The sequence below is a fragment of the Mesorhizobium sp. WSM4820 genome, assembly GCF_055811075.1.
The window spans coordinates 15,897-35,437 of sequence record NZ_JBVVQN010000016.1 but is presented as its reverse complement, the minus strand read 5'-3'; the positions used below and the strand labels follow the sequence as shown (position 1 = coordinate 35,437).

At 60.2% G+C, this 19,541-nt stretch carries 16 protein-coding genes and 1 pseudogene; 8 read left to right on the top strand and 9 right to left on the bottom strand.

The genetic code is table 11. From position 1 onward, the window contains the following. Positions 1-4: 4 nt before the first annotated feature. The 7 genes from AC0L2R_RS23865 to AC0L2R_RS23835 form a co-directional block, all read right to left on the bottom strand. Positions 5-1,312: an FAD-dependent oxidoreductase gene (locus AC0L2R_RS23865; protein ID WP_473511915.1), complete on the bottom strand. Its 1,308-nt coding sequence runs from the start codon at positions 1,310-1,312 to the stop codon at positions 5-7. Positions 1,313-1,323: 11 nt separating this feature from the next. Continuing rightward, positions 1,324-2,433 (bottom strand): electron transfer flavoprotein subunit alpha/FixB family protein, encoded by a 1,110-nt coding sequence (locus AC0L2R_RS23860; protein ID WP_473511914.1) that lies wholly within the window; start codon positions 2,431-2,433, stop codon positions 1,324-1,326. 18 nt (positions 2,434-2,451) lie between these two features. Continuing rightward, on the bottom strand, positions 2,452-3,300 hold the full coding sequence (locus tag AC0L2R_RS23855) for an electron transfer flavoprotein subunit beta/FixA family protein (protein ID WP_473511912.1): 849 nt from the start codon (positions 3,298-3,300) through the stop codon (positions 2,452-2,454). A gap of 184 nt (positions 3,301-3,484) precedes the next feature. Beyond that, positions 3,485-3,862 carry a nitrogenase stabilizing/protective protein NifW gene (gene nifW / locus AC0L2R_RS23850; RefSeq protein ID WP_473511910.1) on the bottom strand — a complete coding sequence of 126 codons (378 nt, stop codon included), beginning with the start codon at positions 3,860-3,862 and terminating at the stop codon, positions 3,485-3,487. Continuing rightward, complete coding sequence (locus AC0L2R_RS23845; RefSeq protein ID WP_473511908.1) at positions 3,846-4,754, bottom strand: beta/alpha barrel domain-containing protein; 909 nt, start codon at positions 4,752-4,754, stop codon at positions 3,846-3,848. The genes nifW and AC0L2R_RS23845 overlap by 17 nt, the downstream gene beginning before the upstream one ends. Before the next feature lie 147 nt (positions 4,755-4,901). Then, a complete protein-coding gene (gene nifS / locus AC0L2R_RS23840; protein WP_473511907.1) occupies positions 4,902-6,101 on the bottom strand; it encodes a cysteine desulfurase NifS in 1,200 nt (399 codons plus the stop codon). Positions 6,102-6,284: 183 nt separating this feature from the next. Next, entirely contained in the window at positions 6,285-6,605 is a 321-nt protein-coding gene (locus AC0L2R_RS23835) for a HesB/IscA family protein (RefSeq protein WP_473511906.1), read from the bottom strand. Between the two features lie 321 nt (positions 6,606-6,926). On the opposite strand from AC0L2R_RS23835, the gene AC0L2R_RS23830 reads away from it, so the two are divergent. The 6 genes and pseudogenes from AC0L2R_RS23830 (at position 6,927) to AC0L2R_RS23805 (ending at position 12,790) form a co-directional block, all read left to right on the top strand. Further along, positions 6,927-7,985, top strand: a complete 1,059-nt coding sequence (locus AC0L2R_RS23830; protein WP_065011122.1) for a hemin-degrading factor — start codon at positions 6,927-6,929, stop codon at positions 7,983-7,985. 10 nt (positions 7,986-7,995) lie between these two features. Continuing rightward, positions 7,996-8,394, top strand: coding sequence for a hypothetical protein (locus AC0L2R_RS23825; RefSeq protein WP_473511904.1), 399 nt, complete (start codon positions 7,996-7,998; stop codon positions 8,392-8,394). Between the two features lie 947 nt (positions 8,395-9,341). Further along, positions 9,342-10,559 carry a cytochrome P450 gene (locus tag AC0L2R_RS23820; protein ID WP_473480592.1) on the top strand — a complete coding sequence of 406 codons (1,218 nt, stop codon included), beginning with the start codon at positions 9,342-9,344 and terminating at the stop codon, positions 10,557-10,559. Positions 10,560-10,590: 31 nt separating this feature from the next. After that, positions 10,591-10,725 (top strand): annotated as a pseudogene (locus tag AC0L2R_RS23815) (ferredoxin); the annotation flags it as partial. 174 nt (positions 10,726-10,899) lie between these two features. Beyond that, positions 10,900-11,469 (top strand): nuclear transport factor 2 family protein, encoded by a 570-nt coding sequence (locus AC0L2R_RS23810; RefSeq protein ID WP_473512038.1) that lies wholly within the window; start codon positions 10,900-10,902, stop codon positions 11,467-11,469. Positions 11,470-12,148: 679 nt separating this feature from the next. After that, positions 12,149-12,790 (top strand): nitrogen fixation protein NifQ, encoded by a 642-nt coding sequence (locus AC0L2R_RS23805; RefSeq protein WP_473511902.1) that lies wholly within the window; start codon positions 12,149-12,151, stop codon positions 12,788-12,790. Here the strand turns inward: AC0L2R_RS23805 and rpoN are convergent. Together rpoN and AC0L2R_RS23795 are read right to left on the bottom strand one after the other, a co-directional pair. Next, positions 12,769-14,178 carry an RNA polymerase factor sigma-54 gene (rpoN, locus tag AC0L2R_RS23800; protein WP_473511901.1) on the bottom strand — a complete coding sequence of 470 codons (1,410 nt, stop codon included), beginning with the start codon at positions 14,176-14,178 and terminating at the stop codon, positions 12,769-12,771. The two genes, AC0L2R_RS23805 and rpoN, sit on opposite strands and share 22 nt — an antisense overlap. A 183-nt stretch (positions 14,179-14,361) precedes the next feature. Continuing rightward, the gene (locus AC0L2R_RS23795; protein WP_473512037.1) at positions 14,362-14,895 is read right to left on the bottom strand and encodes a redoxin family protein; all 534 of its coding nucleotides are present in this window, start codon (positions 14,893-14,895) and stop codon (positions 14,362-14,364) included. 916 nt (positions 14,896-15,811) lie between these two features. Here AC0L2R_RS23795 and AC0L2R_RS23790 point away from each other — a divergent pair. Next, complete coding sequence (locus tag AC0L2R_RS23790) at positions 15,812-17,191, top strand: AAA family ATPase (protein ID WP_473511900.1); 1,380 nt, start codon at positions 15,812-15,814, stop codon at positions 17,189-17,191. Positions 17,192-17,891: 700 nt separating this feature from the next. Beyond that, complete coding sequence (locus AC0L2R_RS23785; protein ID WP_473511898.1) at positions 17,892-19,040, top strand: DUF418 domain-containing protein; 1,149 nt, start codon at positions 17,892-17,894, stop codon at positions 19,038-19,040. Positions 19,041-19,541 lie beyond the last annotated feature (501 nt).

Genomic DNA, 19,541 nt, shown 5'->3' with positions numbered 1-19,541 from the left:
TCCCTCACCGCCACGCCAAGGCCAGGCGGATCGCGTCGCTGACCAGCCCCAACCGCGAGCGCGCCTTGATGAAGGCTGCCGTGGTCGCCTTTTCCTTTTCGATCTTTGGCGTGCCGTCGACACGCATGAAGTTTTGCGCGGCTTGCGACATCAACCGCGGGTAGGTCGTGAAGAAACTGCAGGCGTTAGTGTGGAGTAAAGCTGGCATGTCTTTGTATTTCCGCAGGTCTTTGACTACGAAGGATTTATCCAGCATCGTCTTGTAAAGGGCGAGGTTCGGTTTGGTCATTGGATCGTTGCGTCTCTTCACCTGGATGATAGCCTCAGCCGCAATGCGACCGGAGGTCATGGCGAGGTTCGAACCCTCGCGGTGAACGGCGTTGTTTAATTGCGCGGCATCGCCGACAACGACCCAACCGTCGCCAAAGAGCTGCGGAATAGCCTTGTAGCCACCTTCGGGAATGAGATGCGCCGCGTATTCTTTCACCTCCGAACCGGCGATCAGCGGCCGGATCGAAGGATGGTTTTTCAGCGCGTCGAGGAGGCCGTATGGGCTCTCCATCTTCGCCGCGAAATCCGAGACGAGGCAGCCGATGCCCAGTGAGACCGATTCCTTGTTGGTGTAGAGGAACCCGAGCCCGGCCATGCCGTGGGATATCGTGCCGACTGCCTCAATCACGCAGCCTTCACTCCCTTTGACCCCGAACCGCTGCTCAATGACCTCTTCGGGCAGGAAATGCATCTCCTTGACTGCGAGCGCCACGGCTTCCGGCTTCAGCATCTTGCGCAGGCCGCCCCGCGTGCCAAGCAGCCCGCAGACACCTTCTGCAAGAACAACTACGTCCGCGTAGATAGCTCCGCCGGCCCGATCCGTGCGGACGCCGATCACCTTGCCCTTGGCGTCACGGACGAGTTCCGTCACCGTCGTTTCGCACAGAACCGTCGCGCCGGCCTCGCGCACCCTGCGCGAAAGCCATTTATCGAACTGGGCACGGATGATCGTATAGCGATTCGGCTTCACCTCGTTGAAGTCGTCCGACCGATAGTGAATCCCGGTGTGGGAAGTCTCGTCCATCACCCATAGCCGCTGTTCAACCAGATGACGTTCGAGAGGTGCATCATCGCGGAAATCCGGAATGATCTTCTCCAACATATTCGCATACATGATGGCACCCTGGACATTCTTGGAGCCCGGATATTCACCTCGCTCCAACTGCAGCACCTTCAAGCCGTCGCTAGCCATAGTGTAGGCAGCTGCGTTCCCGGACATGCCGGCCCCGATGACAATGGCGTCGAACTCTTCGTTGATCATTTCCATCTCCCTTAGCTCGCAAGCTTGTCGCGACTGTGCGGTGACAGCCGCCGGGTGAAGGCCTCGGTCAGCGCGGGCAGGAAACGGACCGCATCGGTGACGATACCGAGGTGAGCGAAATCGAAAATCGGCGCGTTCGGGTCGGTGTTGATGGCCACGATGAGATCGGCTCCCTCAACTCCAACGCGGTGCTGGATGGCGCCGGAAATACCGGCCGCTATGTAAAGCTTCGGCCGAATTGTCTTGCCTGTTTGGCCGATCTGCCGATCGGCCGACATCCAGCCCTTTTGGACCAGCGGCCGCGAACAGCCGAATTCGGCGCCTATCACTCGCGCGAGACTCTTCACAAGCTGCAGGTTCTCCGCTCCGCCGAGACCGAGCCCTCCCGCAACCACCACATCCGCATAGGCGAGATTGGCGTTACCCGACTGGCTGTCCGGAAGGAATCCTAGCACCTTGGTGACGATTTCATCCTCGGCTAGCGACAGCTTGTGCGGGATGACACGCCCGATCGCTCTGTCGGCCCGCTGGGGCATGGGCATGACCCTCGGTCGCACCGTCGCCATCTGCGGCCTGTAATTGAGCGTGTAGATCGTGCATAGCAACGAACCGCCAAAAGTCGGGCGAGTCGCGGCGAGCGAACCGTCAGCATCCACGTCCAGTTCGGTGCAGTCGGCCGTTAGCCCTGTCAGCAAGGTTGTTGCGACGGAACCGGCGAGATCCCTGCCGAGCGTGGTTGCACCGAGAAGCAGGATCTCGGGTTTGTAAGTAGCAACCAGATCGGTCATCGCCTTGGTGAAAGGCTCATTACGATAGTCGGCGAGCACCGGCGCCTCGACGAAGTAGACGAGGTCGGCGCCATAGGCGAAGGCCTCGGCGACTGCGTTCTGGGTGGCTTCTCCCGGGGGTCCGAGCACAGCACCCGCGAGCTGGACGCCAAGTTTGTCCGCCAGCTTGCGGCCCTCGCCAAGCAGCTCGAAGGATACGGGGTGGACCTGGCCGCGTTCGAGCTCGATGAAAACCCAGACGTGCCTATAGTCCCTGAAACGCTCAGGAAGCTCCTTCTTCATCCCGGCACGGCCGGGGGGCTGGCGAGGGGTGTCTGAGTTCGTGCTCGACATATGGTCTGCTCCTTGCCGTCACGCGGCCTCGAAGGCGAGTTCCGGTTCCAGCGCCGGCTGTCGGGTGAAGATTGCACAAATCAGTTCGTCTGCGGCATCGCGCAGCGTCTTTTCGGCGGTCTCAATTTGCGCCGCCTTTTCCGAACGGGCGCTAGGGGCGAAAACGCGTTTGACGACCGTCGGCGAGCCACGCAAGCCGCATTTGGTGAGATCTTCAATGCCGGCCTCGGCCGCACTCCATTTCACAATCTGGTTGCGCGCGGCGCAAAGCGCGTCTTCGATCGAGCCCCGGCGCATCTCGTTTGTGCCTTCCAACATGGTGATGAGGCAAGGCAGCCTGCTCTTCAGCTTCTGGGTGCCGCCCTCGCAACGGCGCTCGACCGTGATCTCGCCTGCAGCAAGATCAATGGAGGCGATTTTCGCGACATAGGTGAGTTGAAGGAGATCGAGACGCTTGGCGATGCCGGGCCCGACTTGGGCGGTGTCGCCGTCGATCGTCTGTTTGCCTGTGAAGACCACGTCCGGCGTGCCGAACGTCTCGCCGATTTTCGCGATTGCCTGGGAAAGAGCAAAGGAGGTCGCCAGTGTGTCGGAACCGGCAAAATAGCGGTCGGTCAAAAGCACCGCGCGATCGGCGCCGTAGCCGAGCGCCTTGCGCAGGGAGTCCTCTGCCATGGGTGGACCCATAGTGAGCGCCGTGACCTCCCCACCATAAGCGTCGCGTAGCCTGAGTGCTTCTTCGAGGGCGAACAAGTCGTAAGGGTTGATGATGGTCGGCACACCCTGGCGCATAATGGTGTTCGTCACCGGATGGACCCGTATCTGTGCCGAGTCCGGCACCTGCTTGATGCTGACGACGATATGCATTGGCGTTCTCTACGCTGTTATCCCGATGCGGCCTGGCGGTGCGAGTTCTTGTTTGCATCATTCGTGCCAAGTGATTTGCGAACGTCTGTTCCTTGTAAATTGCATTGACCTTTTCTGAGGCTCCCCGGGTTCGGTGCCCGAATTGTCGGCTTGTCGACATTGTCGCGTCGCAACTATGTAGCGCTTATTGGCCGAACCGCTTCAGGACGGAGTCGAACGGAACGAATGTGCGGCCTGGCGTGTGAGGTTTGTTCGGATTGTGATCTTTGAGCACCTTGAAAACCCGGTGCGTGAGCGGCGAGGAAAGCGCGAACTCCTCGTAGGCGCGTTCCAGCATGGCGCGCATGCGCGCGGCGATCACCTGGTCGGGCAGACCGGAGAAATCTTCCTCGGCAAGGTATTGGCCCACACGCTTGAGGATATGCAGCCGTGAGACATTGAGCACCTTCGGATCATACGAGACGCCAAGGACAGCGAAGAACTCCTCCGCGGACGACAGGCCTTTCAGTCGCGTGAGGATGTTGGTGACGTCGATGGAACTGCTGTCAGCGGAACAACTCATTGCGTTCTCCCTTTGTCGGAAACGGTGGTTTCTGGTGCGTTGGTCGCACATTCGACATGCAGCCCCGAAAGCCGCGGGCTGATGAACGAATGCGCTGAGCCAGCGCGGCAATCGGCCTCGTCGTCACAACTGCCTCCGGTGTCGAGGCCGGACGTCGCGCGCGGTACAACTGGTCGATCTCCATGGAGGCAGCCGGCCCCGCTTGGAAGCGAGCGAGGTGGGCTGACGCAAGGGCCCGCAGGGCCCGAGCACGATGGGCTTGACTGTCTCCGGATTGGCCCTCGACCTGGCGCTCGGCCCCGCCCGAGGTCTCCCGGCCGCCAAGGGGGGCAATGCGCGGTGAGGCCGACTTCGGTATCTGCCTCCTGATGGACAGCCATCGCGGCGGCACCTCTTCGCGTGCGGCATTGCCCGCGCGCTCGCCGACTCCAAGGACGACCGAGGCATGGCGCGCGCCGGCGCGGAACGCGGCCACCGTGTTGGCGGTAGCGAGGCCGAGATCATTATGCGCATGGAATTCGAGGTCGACGGGAGACTTCGCGGCAGGCGGGGTGACAAGCTCGAAGGTCGAAAGGGGATCGAGGGCGCTGACACTATCGACCAGGCTGACGCGGCTTGCGCCGGCGCGCGCCGCCGTCTTAAGAAGGCGGGAGAGATAGTCCTGGGCTGGTATGCGTGCATCCTCAGAGCCCAGGGCGAGGAAAAAGCCGCTGGCGGCCGCGCGCCCGACCATATGCTCGATGAGCTTTAGCGGTCGTTCCCGGACTAGCCCGAGCTTGGTGGCAAGCTGGATATCCGATGCAGGCAACGACAGATTGAGGGCGCGGACGCCGCTCTCGACCGATGCATGGAGATCCCGTGAGGTCATCCGGCGCCATGCCGTGAGCCGCACCGGGACACTCCGTGCGACCACGTCGCAATTGCGTCGATCTCGATCGCAAGCTTTCCGACATCGTCAAGGCAACGCCGGGTGCCTGCTCGCCCTCGTGCAGGGTAATATCCTTGAGAAAGACCCGACTGCTCATGAATGGACGCCGGTTCATCTGCCGCTGAGACCCGGTACGCATTGAAGGCCTTCGGCGCTCCGTATATTCGACCCGGAACTGTGGGCGTCGCGCAGCTTCTCCACAATTGAAGGCAAGACCTCTAGCACCCGGTCCACCTCTTCTTGTCCGTTGTCACGCGCGAAAGAGAAGCGGACCGCGCCATGTGGCATTTTCATCGCCCTCAGGACGTGACTTGGCTCCGCACAGCCCGATGTGCAGGCGGACCCGGAGGAACAGACGATACCCTCGCGGTCGAGGAGATGCAGGATTCCATGGCCTTCAATACCTTCGAAGGCGATGTTTGCGGTGTTCGGCAAGCGCTCTAGGGGATCGCCGTTGACGAAGCTGTTTGGGACACGCTTGACAAGCCCGTTCTCCAGCCGGTCGCGGAGCCACTTTATCCGCGTGGTCTCGTCATCCATGAATTTCAAGGCGAGTTCGGCGGCCATGCCGAGCCCGACTATGCCGGGCGTGTTTTCGGTGCCCGCGCGCCGGTCGCTCTCTTGGTGCCCCCCCTTGATCAGGGACTGGAACGGCACGCCGCGCTTGACGAAAAGTGCGCCTACCCCTTTTGGTCCATGAAATTTATGACTGGAGAGCGACAGCATGTCGATGGCGGTTGATTTCAGGTCCATCGGGAGCTTGCCGACTGCCTGCACGGCATCAGTGTGGAAAAGGGCGCCGACTTCCTTGGCCAATTCGGCGAGCTTGGCGACAGGGAAAATCGTACCAGTCTCGTTATTGGCCCACATGATCGAGACGATTGCCACGTTCGGGTTGAGGACGGCCCGGTAAGCGTCGACGTTCAGCCGGCCATGGCGGTCCACCGGGATCCTGTGCACCTTAGCGCGGCGCGTCTCCTCAAGATGAGCGCAGAGGGTTAGCACAGCCGGATGTTCGACAGCGGAAGTCACGATCTCTGTTCGGTCAGGCATCACCTCGAGCGCCGAAAGAATGGCCGCATTGTCGCTTTCCGTTCCACCCGAGGTGAAGGTGATCTCGTCGTCGAACTCCGCGCCGATCAGTGCCTGCACCTGGCGCCGCGCGTTTCTCAACGTGGCGCCGGCAAGGGCGCCAAAACCGTGCGCCGACGAAGGATTGCCGAATTGATCCGTAAGCAACGGCAACATCGCTTCAACGACCGCGGGATCGACCCGTGTCGTTGCGTTGTTGTCGAGATAGACAACTTTCATGGGCTATGGTCCTCAATGGATCGGAATGACGTGAAGGCGCAACCCGGTCGCTTCGAGCCTTGCGCATGCCGTTGCTGGCAGAGACGACCCAGAAGCGGTGCAGGTGCCCCACAGATTGGCGCAGATTGGGCCGCCATCGCACCGACAAGCTCACCTCAGGCGCCCTCTCTCCTTCTTCGGCAATCAACTACAGGACTTGCCGCAGGAGCACTTCCCGCTCGCATTCGGATTGTCGAAGACAAAGCCGGAGGTTTCGAGACCCATGACGAAGTCGACGGCCATGCCGGCTATATGCGGCTGGGTGCCGGTGTCTACGAACACCTTGATCCCATCCGTCTCGATGATCGCGTCGCCCTCGCGCGGGACGCTCTCCAGGCCCATCGAGTATTTGAAGCCGGAGCAGCCGCCGGTCTCGACCATGATGCGAAAGCCTTCTGCCGGCTCACTAGCGGCGGAAAGAGCGGTCTTGGCGGCGGCAACGGCCTTGTCGGTGAGCGTAATCATCGCTGGCTTTCTCCTCGGTGCGTGACACTTCGCGGATCAGCAAGCATGGATCGTGCCAATGGGAAAAAACCGTTTCCGGACAGTGCGACATCGCCAACGCGGCGACGATTTTGGTTCGGCTGTTGCCGCCAAGGCGTTGGGCAACCGACAGGTATTGTCGGATTTGTCGAGACCGCCACAGGGGGTGGGGCTCAAGTTCCCTCGGAACTGGCTCGTAAGCCGGGTTTCCGAGACGCTTCGAGCAATTGGCACGACTTTTGAGCTCTTTTTGGCGAGGGCGACGATGCCCGACCGATAGTATGCGCAAGCAGGGGTGAAGACATGCACCAGCGCGGGAAACCGTCGCCGGAGAGAATCCGGCGGGCACGCGAAGACAGCCCAACAATCCGCGACCGCGATCTCGCCGCCCAATTAGGCATTTCGGAAGCGGAGCTTTTCGCGGCACACTGCGGTTTCGGCACGGTGCGCATCGAGCCCCGCGTTAATGATGTGCTAACCGGTCTCGAGGCGATCGGCGAGGTCATGGCGCTGACCCGCAATGCCAGTGCCGTGCATGAGAAGATAGGCATCTACGATAAGGTGTTCACCGGCAAGCACGCCATGGTGCTCGGCAATGACATTGATTTGCGCATCTTCCCGAGCCTGTGGGCGCATGGCTTTGCCGTCGAGATTCGCGATGGCGGGGAAATCCACCGCAGCCTGCAATTCTTCGACGCCGCAGGCGAGGCAGTTCACAAGGTGCAACTGAGACCGTCCTCCAACCTCTATGCCTATCAAAAGCTGACAGACGAGCTCCAATCCTCGAACCAGGAACCGATCGTGTCGGTTATGGGGAGGTCAGGCGAAAATATCGCAAAGATTCCGGACCAAGCCGCTACAGTCGATGACCTGCGGGAGCACTGGAGCCGGCTGACCGACGTGCACCAGTTCTTCGGCATGCTGAAGACCCTGAACCTCAGCCGCCGCCAGGCAGTGCGCATGGTCGGCCAGGATTACGCCTGGCTGCTCGACAATGCTGCCGTTGGCGCCATGTTACATCGTGCGGCCGAGGACGAGATGCCGATGATGTGCTTCGTCGGCAATCGTGGCTGCATCCAGATTCATTCCGGCCCTATCAAGTCGGTCAAGCAGATCGGGCCTTGCATCAATGTGCTCGACGAGACTTTCCACCTGCATCTCAGGGCCCACCACATCCGTGAGGTTTGGGCCGTGCGCAAGCCGACCAGGGACGGTCACGTCACGTCACTCGAAGCGTATGGCGCCAACGGCAAGATGATCATCCAGTTCTTCGGGACGCGCAAGGAAGGCGAACCCGAGCGCCACGACTGGCGGCTACTGGCCGAGAACCTGCCGCGCATTCCCCGTTCAACCGCCGCTTGAGGTGAGGCCGATGCAAATTGATTTGCGTTTTCGCTCGGCGTCCGCGCCGCTACTCTGGATTTTGCTGACCACCAGTCTGCCTGCCGAGGCGGCCATTGAGGGCACAGCTGTCTTTTGCGGCCCGCCGGGGATCGCCCCGATCGGAGGCGCCATTCCCGAGGGCGCCATCGCGCCTGGCGAGGATCGCCATCATTGCTCCCGTTGCGATGGGTCACAACCGAAACTGCGCGGTAAAGCAGCCCAATGTAGGCAAATGCATCAGCTGCCCGCGGAGGGGCATATTGTCGGTCAATTGTCCAACATCCCAGTCCTGTACGGCAGCGGGCGGGAGGAATTGTTCGAAGTGAAGTCAATTGGTCCCTCCGTCAAGTTTCCAGAGGACGGCCTCCACAAAGGCATCCTCGAATGATCCTTCTGCGGCAAGAGCCCCCGGCGTCTAATGCCAAGCTCGAAAAGGAACGTCCGAGATGAAGCAAAGCTGAACACGCCCCAAAGCAGCCCGCATTATCAAAGAACGCTTAGCGGATCCTGTTCGCGCTATCGGCTCAGCGCGGCTAAGATTCTTGCCAAGAGCAGCAACACGGCAGGCAACGGCCGGGTTGCCGATGCGACCAGTGCGGTCGAGGATTTTTCCGGCTACCAGCAAATGCCCGACAAGGCGATCGCCATCGCCAGGCCGATGTGATCCTGACGCAGAAGTATGTGGGGCTGCCGATCTCGGCAGTGAGCTATTTTGCGGGCGCCCTGATGGCCTCGGCGCCGGCGGACGTGGACCTTGTTCTTGCCATAGGCGCGGCCGATCGCGGCCCGTCTCCGGCTCGCTCAGCCGCTCGACGGCAATCCAATCCATCTCGCGCAAGAGATCGGGACCCGGAGCGTTCTCCACGAGCGCGCAGGTTCACCATGCCGTCGGTCATCGATCGTCCTTCGAATTAGTTGGGTCAGCAACCCGACCTTACCGACGAAGTAGCGATGACGACCGCAAAGCCGCTCGCTCGCTACAGCGCTCGTGGAGGGCGCGCTCGCGAGCGGCTTCGCTACCGCCGAGCTACACCCTCTCTCGCAGGTGACCTCGTTCGATACTTAGCCTCTTCACTCGGCTCCTCGCTAGCATTCTTTTCTGCAAAACCTTGTCGTGTCTGGAACAGGCATGAATGTCGAAATTCGTACCAAGGTTAGCCTCAGAAGGGCAGCTACAACGGAGATATGAGCAGCGCCAATGGTGCGCTTATTCGGCACGCAATTTGCTCGACGTTGTCATCGGAGGCGATGTCGGCAGTGCGCGCGGAGCTCAGCGGTGACGAACAGCCTGCGCGATCTCAACCGAGCGTAAACGCCTGAACGCAGGAGAACCAAATGGCAACCAACCCGGTTCCAGATCATGTCCCGCCGGAAATGGTGGGCGACTTCAGCCTTTTTTCCTCGCCAGGCATGTCTCCGGCGCCCAACGGCGACCCCCACGCAGCAATCGCTTGCGTGCATGCCGGACCGCGAATCTTTTATTCGCCCTGGAACACGCGTACCGGGCAGGGTGCTTGGGTCATCACTCGCGCCGCAGATCAGCGCCGGGTGCTGCAGGAGACCGAAAACTTTTCCAGTCATCGCAACGTCTTCGCATCTGCACTGGGCGAAGACTGGCCGACGATCCCGCTCGAACTCGATCCCCCTTCCCATGCAGTCTTTCGCTCATTGCTCAATCCGCTCTTTTCGCCGAAGCGTGTAACGGAACTGGAGCCCGCCATCCGCGAGCGAGCGATAGCGCTTATCACGAGGATCGCCTCGTCGGGAACAAGCTGCGATGTCATGAAGGATTTCGCCTTTCCTTTCGCGGTCAGCATCTTCCTTCGCTTCATCGGACTGCCGGAGCACCGTCTTGAGACGTTTGTTGCCTGGGCGAAAGATCTGCTCCATGGCGATGATGTCAGACGGCCGGCGGCGGCTCGGACGATTGTAGCGTTCATAGACGAGCTGGCGGCGATGCGCCGCAACAAGCCCGTCGACGATTTCATGAGCTTCATTGTGCAGGCGCAGGTCGAGGGCCGCGGGCTGACAGACCAGGAGGTCCGTGGCATTGGCGTGCTCGTTTTGGTGGCGGGGCTCGACACGGTCGCTACAGCCATAGGCTTTGACTTGGCCTATCTCGCGCGAAAACTGGAAGATCAGGAATTGCTCCGAAAAGAACCGGACCGGATCGTGCGCGCAGCCGAAGAACTGCTGCGTGCCTTTCCGACCGTTCATTTGATCCGCGTCGCACGGAAAGATATCGACTTCGAAGGCGCGCCGATCCGCAAGGGGGACTTCGTTTCCTGCGCCACGATGATTGCAAATCGTGACCCGGCGGAATTCGAATCTCCCAACACGGTCGATCTGACCCGAGAAGGCATCCGCCACGCCGCCTTTGGCTATGGTCCCCACCGGTGCCTTGGTTCACATCTCGCGCGCCGGGAAATTGTCATTGGCCTGGAGGAGTGGCTGGCGCGCCTGCCGCCCTTTCGGATCAAGGAGGGAACAGCACCCATCACCCACGGCGGCCAACTGTTCGGGATTGAAAATCTGATCCTGGAGTGGGGCTAAACCTAGCCCGGCCTGAGCTGGGGCACAGACGTTGGAGGTCGCCTTGCGCATCATCGTTCACCAAGCCAGATGTCAGGGGCATGCGCAATGCGCGGCGCGAGCGCCGGCAGTCTTCAAGCTGGATGAGGCGGGTTACATCCTCCCTGGTGACATCGAGGTTGCGGACGCGGAGCAACTGCTTGCGTCGGATGGGGTGCGATCCTGCCCCGAACTTGCGCTGGAAATCGACGATCCACCCGCTGCGCGAATCGCTTCGGAGGCCACCCTCAAACCGAAGACAGAGGTCCCGGAACACGTCGGAACCACCGAATTTGCGGCAGACCCGACGGGCCAAGCGAAAATCGTCGAACTGCTCGACCGTGAGGCGATCCGTGACTGCCTCTATCGGTACTGCCGCGGGATAGACCGTGCCGATGAAGCGGCACTGCGCAGCGCCTACTGGCCAGATGCACATGACAATCACGGGGCCTATTGCGGCTCGGCAGAGGGCTTCATCCGGTTTGCGCTCGGCGTCTTCAAGACCGGACCGCGCAACATCCATCAGATCACGAACATCCTTGTCGAATTCATTAACCCGGCAGAGGCCGCAGTCGAGAGCTATTTCACCGCGCTGCAACGCGGACCGGACAAAGACGGAGAAATACGCCAGATGCTGCTAAGCGGGCGCTACTGCGATCTATTTCAAAAGAGGGCAGGGGAGTGGCGGATTGCCGAACGGACCGTTGTCTATGACTGGCTCGAGGAGCAGATCCCATCGTCGGTGCTGGAGGCAGAACGCTTCGGCCCGCGACAGCCGATTGGAGCACCGTATCCGGACGATCCAATTTATGCGCTCGGGAAGCGTCGCATTGCTTCTCATGACAATGCCTTCACAGCTTCGGAACCGCATCAGTGGGACTACGGACTATGAATACTCTGCAACGCCACAGCGACACCTGCAAGGTAAAGATGGCCGGCAGGGACCCCGCGACGGCGTGACCGCGACAGCGCTCTGCTCTGAAACCATGAGCGCACCGAGGAGGCCGGTCTGCATCGATTTGCTGGAGCTTAGCAGAGCCGCTCATCGATCCTGAACCGGCCAGATCGTGTTACAGAGCCAGTTGGAAGATTTCGACCAGGGACAATGCTGCCAGACCAATTGTGGTGAGACCAGACCATTCCCGCCATCAACAACGCGCTGGGTCATGCGCGGGTTGAGTTCGCAATGCCGTACAGATTGTATAACGAACGTCCACCGGCCGCTCATGACCGGATCCTCTAGATGCCTCTGATGAATAGCGCTTTCGTCATCCTGGACGGCTCCTGACGGGCTGCCCGAATATCTCACCTGCCGAGGGCTTGCTTGCACGGGGTAATGCCGCTGCTGAAGGGGTCTGCTCGAGCGCGCTCCCTTCACCGAGTCTAACCCAGAGTGAAGTCCTCGCGATTGCGACGGTAGCGCGGTGACTTCGAAGGCGAGCTCAAGGCGTAGTCATGGCGGTCGACCGGCCGGCCGCTGCGTTGCGTTGAGCCTGCGCCGGCGCGTGCCCGAAATCTGACCCATGTGCTCGCGGCAGGGCCGCTGACACTAAACGACCAGGAGAACGGGAATGTCCGTCCATAAAGACGCATGTGTCGGCGCCGGCCAATGCCCCACCGTCGAGCCGGAGAGGGGGTTCGACGAGCATGTCCTTGCCTGCGTTCTCTCGTGTGCGCTCAAGGAGGTCGAGGGTGGCGAAGCGACAGCGACGGAGTCAACAGGGCTTTCCCTTGCCGAGCTGCGCGAGGTCCTGCCCCTGGGTTTGTCCGCAACCGCTATGGCGGCCTTAGCCTTGGAAGACGTCAGCGATCCTGAGCGGGGCATGGAGGAAGAACTTCTGCGCGGCCTTCTGCTGGCGCATGCCCGGCCGAGCGACCCGGCGAGCGCGCGCTTCGCTAAGATCGTCGCCCGGCGTGCCATGCGCGATGACCATCTTTGGCAGGATCTTGGTCTTCTCAATCGGGCCGAGCTCAACCGCCTGCTTGCCACGCATTTTCCGATGCTTGCGGCCGGCAATACCCGAAACATGAAATGGAAGAAGTACTTTTACCGCAGACTCTGTGAGGCCGAAGGGTTTTCGCTATGTACTGCGCCCAATTGCCGGGAATGTAGCGATTTCGACAATTGCTTCGGCCCGGAGGAGGGCGAATGTGAAGAACGCGTCACATTTGATTTAGAGGCCGCTTTTGGTCACGAGGCCTTGAAGCCTTGATCGCCGTCGCGCCACAAGCGTTTTTCCCGGCGGCGCTGTATGGAGGAGGGAATATTCATCGCCTCGCGATACTTGGTGACCGTTCGGCGAGCGAGATCTATGCCGCATTCCTTGAGCCGGTCAGCGATGTCATCGTCAGAAAGCATGTTATCAAGCGATTCTTCGGAGACCATCGCTTTGATCCGATGGCGGACAGCTTCGGCGGAGTGCGCGTCACCGCCTTCACAGGAGGCGATCGCGACAGTGAAGAAATACTTGAGTTCGAACACACCGCGTGGGGTAACCATGTACTTGTTCGAGGTCACCCGGCTTACAGTCGACTCATGCATGTTGATCGCGTCAGCGACCGTCCTGAGATTGAGGGGCCGTAGGTGGGCGACGCCATATTCCAGAAAGGCATCCTGCTGGCGCACGATTTCGGTGGCAACCTTAAGGATCGTCTTGGCGCGCTGATCGAGGCTGCGGATCAACCAGTTCGCGTTTTGCAAGCATTCATTGAGAAACGTCATGTCTTTCGATTTTTTGGAGGCTCGGCAGGAAACCTCCGTGACATAGCTTTGGTTGATCAGCACCTTGGGCAGCGTGTTCGGATCAAGTTCGATCTGCCATCCACCTCCTGGCGAGCGCAGGACCCATACGTCCGGTATAACGCATTCCGGCGTTCCCGACTGGAAAGTGTTTCCAGGCTTGGGGTCAAGCGCACGGATTTCCTGCAGCATGTCGAGAAGATCTTCTTCATCGACGCCGCAACGCTGCTTCAATGTCTGAAAATCGCGTCGCGCAAGCATCTCAAGGTTGGCAACCAAAACCGCCATCGCCGGGTCGAACCGGTTTCGCTCGCGCAACTGTATCTCGAGACATTCGCTGAGCGATCGTGCGAAAATTCCCGGTGGATCGAAGTGCTGCAAGACGCCCAGCACCCGTTCCACATGGGCCAGCCCGACGTTTAGGGTCTCAGCCAAGTCCGAAGGACTTACCCGAAGATAGCCAGTGTCATCCAGATGCCCGGCAAGCTGATTAGCAATCAGCCGCTCGTGCGGTGTGAAGGCAGTGAGGGAGATCTGACGAGCGACATGGTCGTGCAACGTTTCGGCTAAGGCGACAAACTCCTCGTAGGCAGGACGCTCGCCCGGCGTGGTGTTCGTCGTGTTGGGCTGGGATTTCCCTTGCCTGGGCAGGTCCGGGGACCTTGCCCAGTTCGGTCCTTCAACCTCGCCAGACCGGCCTTCGTCGTTTGGCGCATGCTCCAGAAGCGGATTTTTCTCGAGCTCCTGGTCCACGAACTGATGCAGTTCGGCATGCGTCAGCTGCAACAGGCGAATCGACTCGATGAGTTGAGGCGATGCCGCAAGAGACTGTTTCTGAAGTAGGCTGAAGAACGATTTCATGGTCGGTTCGGTATTTCTGTCAAAGAAGCTCTTGGCCGTGGCTAATTGGATCTCTCACAGGTCGACGCTGCAAAGCCGCGTCACGTTTGAATGACCTCACGGGGCTGCGGGCTTCAGAGCCTCGCCCTTTGCGTCCCATAGCGTCGCCCAAAACGCAGTTGCGCATGGTCGATCTGCACCAGGTCACGCCGCGTCCTTCAACGATTGAAGGACGTTCTGCGGGGATGAGACGCCATAGGGGTCGGTCTCGCAGTTATCGGAGAAACCTTCCTCCTCGAACCACTGCTCCACCACGCCATTGTTGAGCAGAGCCGCGTAGCGCCAGGAGCGCATTCCGAAGCCCAGATTGTCCTTGGCAACCAGCATGCCCATTTTGCGCGTGAACTCGCCAGACCCATCCGGGATCAGCTCGACCTTCTGCAGCCCCAAGGACTTTCCCCATGCATTCATGACAAAGGCATCGTTGACCGAGAGGCAGTAGACCGCGTCGACTCCTTGTTTCTTGAAATCCTCGTAGAGATCTTCGAAATTGGGCAGTTGGTAGGTCGAGCAGGTCGGGGTGAAAGCGCCAGGCAGGGAGAACAGGATGACGCGCTTGCCGGCAAAGTAGTCGTCGGATGTTTTTTCTTCCCAGCGGTATGGATTTGGCCCCTGGATTGAATCATCGCGAACACGCGTGAGAAATGTGACGAATGGGACCTTCTTTTGACCGGTCATCAACTTGCTCCTTTTGAAGAAACTGGCGCACTGAATTTTACTGAGGCTGGCGCATACCGCGCTGGGGTGCTGCCGGGCGCGAGACAATGCCCACGCGGCTCCCGATCCTTTCCCGTTCGGGTGTATGGGAAAGGGCCCGGCTCCAGATGTTCGGATCTCCAAACCGGGCGATGCCAAGTGCTCAGCGAGGACAACCACCGCCGCCTTTGTCGATCGTTTAGAGCCTCGCGTGCCAGCCATGGTTCGGTATCCGCTTTCATCGTGTTCAAAGGGCTCTGAGCACGAGCAGCAAGAGGCATGCCATTTGCAATGGAGCTGCTTCTGCACCAACGTTTCCCTTTCGGACGACGTCTTTCGCCAGGCCGGATGCGCGCCATAGCCGTCGCGTGTTGTAGCGCGGATATTTACGCTTTCGCCGCGGCAAACGACGGACCACACAGCGCAAGCCATGCCAGGGCGCAGCCGCGGGCCCCACCGTAGCGAGGTGGCACAGTGTGCGCCCCAGCGGTGTTCGCAGAGGCAGGACTGACGCGAACGCACGCCTGTGGCAGCAATTCATGCGGCCGCTCTACGGCGATCGCCATGATCCCCAATCGATGAGGATCGAATTCGGCTCGGCCCCGATCATGGTATGCTTGGCGTTCCAACTGGCTTCGCCGGGCGCGTCGATCGAAACCTCTGTGTCGGAAACGGAACTAGAATTGTCGCAAGGCCGACCGAACGGTCGGCAAGAAGCGCCGCTGTTTAGCGCGAAGCGGCAGAACGCAACGGAGCGCCGACGGGCACGCAAATTGCTTTAATGATCTTGTCGGTGGGACGTCCGCGAATTCGAGGAGAGCCTCGGCTGCCCCTAACGACCCTTGATGCAGAAGCGCATTTTTCTTCCGCTCAACTCGACTCGCAAAAAGGATCTGCTATGACCGATATCGATCGCTTTGCCTGGCTGGCACTCAATCGGCATTTCAAAACCGATGATTTGACAGGTCTCGCTAGCTCGCGCCGAAAGTTTGCTGCCCATTTGCTGCCGGACGTTCAAACTGTCATTGAAGAGCAGATTGCGCCCTTATCTCCCAAACTCGTCGGCGTCCACCAGCGGCACGAGTTCGATGCCATGAAGCTATCGGACATGGTCATTCGCGAGGGTGGAACCGTCGTTGGGCTGACACCCTTGCAATATCAGGACACCGATATCGGCGAAGACGTGCCCTACGCGTCACTGCACAATGGCCTGTGGTTATTCCTTATCGGCGAAGAGCCTGTCGCGGTCCTCATGTCGCAGTTTTTTGACCGCTGGGGCGGCAGAACAGTTCAAGTGGAAATCGCTTATCTGCCTGGCGAGCAGGCCTGTGCCTTCTCGCGTGGATTTCTTTGCAAAATCCAGGCGGCAGGCGAAAGCTCGCGATACTACCGCAACAAGGTTCTCTCTTTTGAATACGATGCACGCAACTCCGGGATGCCGGGAGCGATGCGGGTTCATCGCCTTCCTGCCGTACCCCGGAACGACGTAGTGCTTTCGGAAGCAACTATGGCGCGTCTTGATGCCAACATCTTCGACCTTGATCGACACCGAGAGGGGTTGAAGCGCCTCGGCCAACACGCGCAAAAGGGTATTCTGCTTTATGGTCCCCCTGGTACAGGCAAGACACACGTCATCCGTTATGTTTCTGCCAACCTGCCCGGACGCACTACCGTTCTGGTTACGGCTGAGCAGACAGCGGCGATTGGGTTCTACATCGCGTTGGCCCGCACCCTTCAGCCGAGCATCGTCGTGCTCGAGGACGTCGACTTGGTGGGTCGGTCGCGAGAAAACGTATATAGCCCGAAAGCCGAACGTCTGCTCAACCGTCTGTTGAACGAAATGGATGGTCTTGAACCAAATGCAGATATCCTCTTCCTCCTGACGACGAACCGGCCGGAGGACATTGAGGACGCGCTCGCCTCGCGCCCAGGCCGCGTCGACGAAGCAATTGAGATCCCGCTTCCCGACGCCGGCTGCCGCGAGCGGCTGATCGCGCTTTATGGTCGTGCGCTCGTCTTCGAAAACGGAGCGGTGGCGGACGCCGTCGCGCGCTCGGAGAACAGCAGCGCGGCCTATATCAAGGAAATGGTCCGCCGTTTGGCTCAACGGAGCCTGGCACGGGATAGCAATGATGTCGTCTCGCGCGAGGATGTGGAGATGGTCTTCGGCGACACCCGAACATTGTCGAGCCGTCTCAATAGGCGCCTTGTCGGCCTCGGCAAGAAAACCTTAAAAAGACAAGGAGCCGAAGAAGATGAGAGTGGCTGCTGTGGCTAATGTTCTGCGGCCAGAGTTCGCCTTGCGCTGATTTCCAATGCTGAGCTCTTGCACGGCGCCGAAGGCGCCGCATACGTGCGGCCTCTTTCGGGCCGTCATGCCCCCGCCAGGCCACCTTAGCGATCGTCCCTTATCGAGCACGTCGCTTCCATCTCGGCGCGAGTCCATTCCGACTCAGGTGGACCCCCGCCCGTGAGCCGACGGCCTCAATTCCGGCCGGGTGGGCTTGCCACCGGTCGCACCGAGGCGCAAGCGCTTCGTCCGCCGCTCTGCAGGTCCAGGAGGCGCTGAAACCCGATCGTTTGGGCCTTTAATTCTGTTTGGGCGGATCTTGAAGGTGATCTGGCACGGTGGCTATGCGCATGCCGGTTCACCACCGGGCTGAAGCTGGCCGCGATCACTGGGGCCCGCGCGGCATGCTGGTCGGATAATCCGCTGTCGCTGCGCCTCTCGCAGCCGGTTCAGTGATCTCCCGGGCCGGCCATCCGTCCAAAACGTCGGCTGCGCGACACCTTGTGTGTCGGATTTGTCAGGTCCGCGCCAACAGGCTCGGCGACCCAAGTCTGTGTTTGCCGCAGGCTGTAGCTCGATCCGCCAGATTGGCACGAGCTTTGCTCCCTCGGGGCGAGACCACGGCAGCAGCCGACGGGCCCTCCTATCGCGGGTCCCGCGATGAATACAACCAACGAAGGAATCCACCATGGCACTGCCGCACCGCATCTTCGAGAGCGGGTCACGAGATGGGTGGGCTGCAGCTCGGTTGGTCGGCATCGACCTTGCCCGCGGCTTGGCTGTCTTCGGCATGTATGCCGTCCATGTGGGTCCCGGCAGGGGCGAAGGACTGGTCGGTCATATGATGGCCTTCCCCTTTGGGCGCTCGTCCGTCCTGTTTGCCGTATTAACGGGTTTTTCGCTCATCCTGATTACCGGCCGCAACCCGCCGAAATCGGCGCTAGCCGGTAGACATGCCATTGCCAAGGTTGCAATTCGCGCCCTTATTCTGATCGCGCTTGGCGAAATCCTGACCTATGTCAAGGCGCCGGTCTCCGTCATTCTGGCATACTACGGAGTCTGCTTCCTGTTGGTCCTGCCGCTATATCGGCTAAGCGCACAGCGGCTCGGGTTGATCGCGGCGGTGGCAGCATTGGTTCTCCCGCAGGTGCGTTTCCTCCTTCTCAAAACGTTTGGCTCCGGGAGCTCGGACCCCGAGCTGTTCACCCTCCTGGTCAGCGGCACCTATCCCGCATTGACCTGGGTTCCTTTGCTGATCGCAGGCATGGCCATTGCGCGCTTTGACCTTCGCACGCGCGCAATGCATTTGCGCCTTGGTGTAGCCGGCGTCGCGCTGGCCGTGTTGGGCTTTGGGGGATCCTCGCTCGCGCTGCATTTAATGCCTGGTGTAAGCGCCGAGTTGGCCGATTTGCAGGAACTTTGGTGGTGGCGGGACTTGGACGATCTCACAGCGAGTTGGCTATGGATTGCCTCGCCTCATAGCGAGACGACGTTTTGGATTTTTGGCAGCGCCGGTTGCGCAATGATCATCGTGGCGGCTTGCTCGCTTGCTATGGATGCGCTCCCGTTCGTGCGAAAGCTGGTCTCGCCGATAATCGCGGTCGGCTCGATGCCTTTGACGGCCTATCTTCTGCATATTCAGGGAATATATATGCTTGGAGAACCTCACTCGCTGTCCGCGCTCTTTGGCTTGATCGTGGTTGTAAGCGCTTTCGCGGTGCTTTGGCTGCGCTTCTTCCAGCGAGGACCGATCGAAGCGCTGATGGGTTGGATCGCAGATCGAGCGACGCGACGTCCGCTGAGCATCACGTCGGCCCGACTTTCGGATCGACAGTGACGCCCGCCAAAGAACGCGACTGACCGATGGGCCGACATACGACAACTAAAATATCGCGCCTGCTCGGTGCCATGGTGGTGGCTATCGCCGCCTTGGAACCATTGGCCCGCGCGCCGCTTTGAGGATACGAAATCCGAGTATCCTGGCGCAGTGTGCGCGGTGTGTTTGATTGCATCGCCAAAGTCCTTTCTTCGGATTGAGCGAAGCCCTGTCGATCTCCACGATAGGAGGCTGTCAACCTAGCGAATACGCCCGTTCCGCCGCTGAAGACGAACTCGCATTGAGATCAGGCGGCGCCATGCGCGCAAGTGCTTGCCAAAGCCGTCGCTGTCGGTTGACCGTGCCGTGTCGTTGGCTTGGTAGAGCCTGCGGATGGGCCACCGATGTGCCGTATGGCATTCGCTTGCCTTCTTTTCGAGGAAGTCTTTCGATATGAAACTGGTTAGTCGCTCTCGAAGAGAGATAGTCGCACGAGCTGAGAGCGAGTTGACGCTCCGCAAG

Bases quoted from the DNA above. Each gene is read 5' to 3' on its own strand.
- AC0L2R_RS23865 (WP_473511915.1), bottom strand. From the start codon at position 1,312: ATGATCAACGAAGAGTTCGACGCCATTGTCATCGGGGCCGGCATGTCC.
- AC0L2R_RS23795 (WP_473512037.1), bottom strand. From the start codon at position 14,895: ATGACCGGTCAAAAGAAGGTCCCATTCGTCACATTTCTCACGCGTGTT.
- nifW (WP_473511910.1), bottom strand. From the start codon at position 3,862: ATGAGTTGTTCCGCTGACAGCAGTTCCATCGACGTCACCAACATCCTC.
- AC0L2R_RS23790 (WP_473511900.1), top strand. From the start codon at position 15,812: ATGACCGATATCGATCGCTTTGCCTGGCTGGCACTCAATCGGCATTTC.
- AC0L2R_RS23820 (WP_473480592.1), top strand. From the start codon at position 9,342: ATGGCAACCAACCCGGTTCCAGATCATGTCCCGCCGGAAATGGTGGGC.
- AC0L2R_RS23855 (WP_473511912.1), bottom strand. From the start codon at position 3,300: ATGCATATCGTCGTCAGCATCAAGCAGGTGCCGGACTCGGCACAGATA.
- nifS (WP_473511907.1), bottom strand. From the start codon at position 6,101: ATGAAAGTTGTCTATCTCGACAACAACGCAACGACACGGGTCGATCCC.
- AC0L2R_RS23860 (WP_473511914.1), bottom strand. From the start codon at position 2,433: ATGTCGAGCACGAACTCAGACACCCCTCGCCAGCCCCCCGGCCGTGCC.
- AC0L2R_RS23785 (WP_473511898.1), top strand. From the start codon at position 17,892: ATGGCACTGCCGCACCGCATCTTCGAGAGCGGGTCACGAGATGGGTGG.
- AC0L2R_RS23830 (WP_065011122.1), top strand. From the start codon at position 6,927: ATGCACCAGCGCGGGAAACCGTCGCCGGAGAGAATCCGGCGGGCACGC.
- AC0L2R_RS23835 (WP_473511906.1), bottom strand. From the start codon at position 6,605: ATGATTACGCTCACCGACAAGGCCGTTGCCGCCGCCAAGACCGCTCTT.
- AC0L2R_RS23825 (WP_473511904.1), top strand. From the start codon at position 7,996: ATGCAAATTGATTTGCGTTTTCGCTCGGCGTCCGCGCCGCTACTCTGG.
- AC0L2R_RS23805 (WP_473511902.1), top strand. From the start codon at position 12,149: ATGTCCGTCCATAAAGACGCATGTGTCGGCGCCGGCCAATGCCCCACC.
- rpoN (WP_473511901.1), bottom strand. From the start codon at position 14,178: ATGAAATCGTTCTTCAGCCTACTTCAGAAACAGTCTCTTGCGGCATCG.